The sequence below is a fragment of the Halomonas sp. 707D4 genome (assembly GCF_024158685.1).
Taxonomy (GTDB): domain Bacteria; phylum Pseudomonadota; class Gammaproteobacteria; order Pseudomonadales; family Halomonadaceae; genus Vreelandella.
This window is the reverse complement of the sequence record NZ_JAMZBD010000440.1, coordinates 1-2563: the sequence shown is the minus strand read 5'-3', so window position 1 is coordinate 2563 and position 2563 is coordinate 1. Positions and strand designations below refer to the sequence as shown.

At 67.4% G+C, this 2563-nt stretch carries 2 protein-coding genes; both read right to left on the bottom strand.

Annotation, left to right across the window (positions count from 1 at the left end; genetic code table 11):
- Positions 1-928: aspartate aminotransferase family protein (locus BIS11_RS14945; protein ID WP_253586416.1), on the bottom strand; the 928-nt coding region annotated here is incomplete at its 3' end.
- A 10-nt stretch (positions 929-938) separates the two neighbouring features.
- Complete coding sequence (locus tag BIS11_RS14940; RefSeq protein WP_253586415.1) at positions 939-2390, bottom strand: NAD-dependent succinate-semialdehyde dehydrogenase; 1452 nt, start codon at positions 2388-2390, stop codon at positions 939-941.
- Positions 2391-2563: the final 173 nt, after the last annotated feature.

Sequence of the window (2563 nt, the reverse complement as noted above, 5' to 3'; positions counted from 1 at the left end):
CCAGCGCCGCCGCGCAGGAGAGCGGGTTGCCGCTGTAGGTGCCGCCCAGCGAATTCGGGCCGGAGGCGTCCATGACCGCGGCGGTGCCGATGACCGCCGAGAGCGGCATGCCGTTGGCGAGGCTCTTGGCGGTGGTGAGGATGTCCGCCTCGATGCCGCTGTGTTCCAGCGCGAACAGCTTGCCGGTGCGGGCGAAACCGGACTGTACTTCATCGGCAATCAAGAGGATGCCGTGCTCGTCGCACAGCGCGCGAAGCGAGCGCAGGTACTCGGGTGAGGCGATGTAGAAGCCGCCTTCGCCCTGCACCGGCTCGATGACGATGGCCGCGGTGCGGTGCGGGGCGATGTCGGTCTTGAACAGCGTGCGGATGGCCTCGAGTGAGGCCTCTTCGCTGATGCCGTGGATCGGGTTGGGGAACGGCGCGCGGAAGACGTCGCCCGGCATCGGGCCGAAGTCGTTCTTGTAGGGCAGCACCTTGCCGGTCATCGCCAGCGTCATCATGGTGCGGCCGTGGAAGGCGCCATCGAAGGTGATGATGCCGGAGCGGCCAGTGGCGGCGCGGGCGATCTTCACCGCGTTCTCCAGCGCCTCGGCACCGGTGTTGACCAGCATCGCCTTGCGCTCGGGGCCGCGTACCGGGGTCCGTTCGCACAGCTTCTGGCAGAGCTCGACGTAGGGCGCGTAGGAGATCACCGCCGCGCTGGTGTGCATCACCTTCTTGAGCTGGGCTTCCACCGCCGCGACGATCTTCGGGTGGCGGTGGCCAAGGTTCAACACGCCGATGCCGCCGGCGAAGTCGATCCAGCGCTTGCCATCCGCGTCCCAGATCTCGGCGTTTTCGGCGCGCTCGGCGAACTGGGTGGTGGGGGTCGCGGCGCCCTTGGCGACGAACCGGTTCTTGAGTTCGTTCAATTCCTGATTGGTCATCATCGATTCCTCATAGCCCGCCGATGCAGGCGTACTTCAGTTCGGTAAACTCGTCGAGCCCGTGGTGGGATCCCTCGCGGCCCAGGCCGGACTCCTTCACCCCGCCAAAGGGCGCAAGCTCGGTGGAGATCAGCCCTTCGTTGACGCCGACCATTCCGACTTCGAGTGCTTCCATCGTGCGCCAGATGCGCCGGTAGTCGGTAGCGTAGAAGTAGGCGGCCAGGCCAAAGGGCGTGTCGTTGGCCATCTGGATTGCCTCGTCGTCGTGGCTGAAACGGAACACCGGCGCGACCGGGCCGAAGGTCTCTTCACTGGCCACGGCCATGTCGGTGGTCACGTCCGCCAGCACCGTGGGGGTGTAGAAGCGCGCGCCGGCTGAGTGGGCGCTGCCGCCGCACACCACGCGGGCGCCCTTCTCTCGGGCGTCATCGATATGGCGCTGCACCTTGTCGACCGCCGCCTGGTTGATCAGCGGGCCGATGGTGCTTCCCTCGCTCAGACCGTCGCCGACCGTCAGCGCCTTTACGCGGGCGGCGAGCTTCTCGACGAAGGCGTCGTACACGCCGTCCTGCACCAGAAAGCGGTTGGTGCACACGCAGGTCTGACCGGCGTTGCGGAATTTCGAGGCGATGGCGCCGTCGACGGCGGCCTCCAAATCGGCGTCGTCGAAGACGATGAACGGAGCGTTGCCGCCGAGCTCCATGGCGCTCTTCTTGACCGTGCTGGCGCACTGGGCGAGCAGGCGTTTGCCCACCGGCGTGGAGCCGGTGAAGGACACCTTGCGCACCCGCGAATCCGTGGTCAGCACCTCGCCCACCTCGGCGGGTTGGCTGGCGGTGACCACGTTGATGGTGCCGGCAGGCAGGCCCGCTTCACGTCCCAGATACGCCGCGGCCAGCGCGGTGAGCGGCGTGGCCTCGGCGGGCTTGATCACCACGGTGCAGCCGGCGGCCAGCGCCGGTGCGCACTTGCGGGTGATCATCGCCAGCGGGAAGTTCCAGGGCGTGATGGCGGCGACCACGCCGACCGGCTCGCGGGTGACCAGAATGCGCTTGTCCGCCCCGTGGCTCGGCAGCGTCTCGCCGGCCATGCGCTTGGCCTCCTCGGCGAAGAACTCGATGAACGAGGCGCCGTAGCCCACTTCGCCTTTCGCCTCGGCGAGCGGCTTGCCCTGCTCCAGGGTCATCAGCCGGGCGAGATCGTCGGCGTGCTCTAAAATCAGCTCGAACCAGCGGCGCAGGATTCTGGCGCGCTCCTTGACCGGCGTGGCGCGCCAGCCGGGGCCGGCTTCGTACGCCGCCGCGACGGCGTCTTCGGTGTCGCTACCGCCAAGCTCGGCGACGCGGGCGATGGTCTCACCGGTGGCCGGGTTGTCGACGGCGAACGTCGCTTTCCCCTTGCGCCACTGCCCGCCGATGAGCGCCGGTACGCTGTCGTTCAGCCATTGATCGATAAAGCTCATGAAGTGCTCCTGAATGAATGAAACGTTACACGTCGTCCATCATGTGACGATCGCTGTAGGCCACGCCGTAGGTACGCCGCGAATGCAGGTAGAGCGCCAGACCCAGAAGCGACCAGCCGGCGAAGATGATCCACTCGGCACCGGTGAGCGCGGCGGGGCTGCCCGGCAGGTAG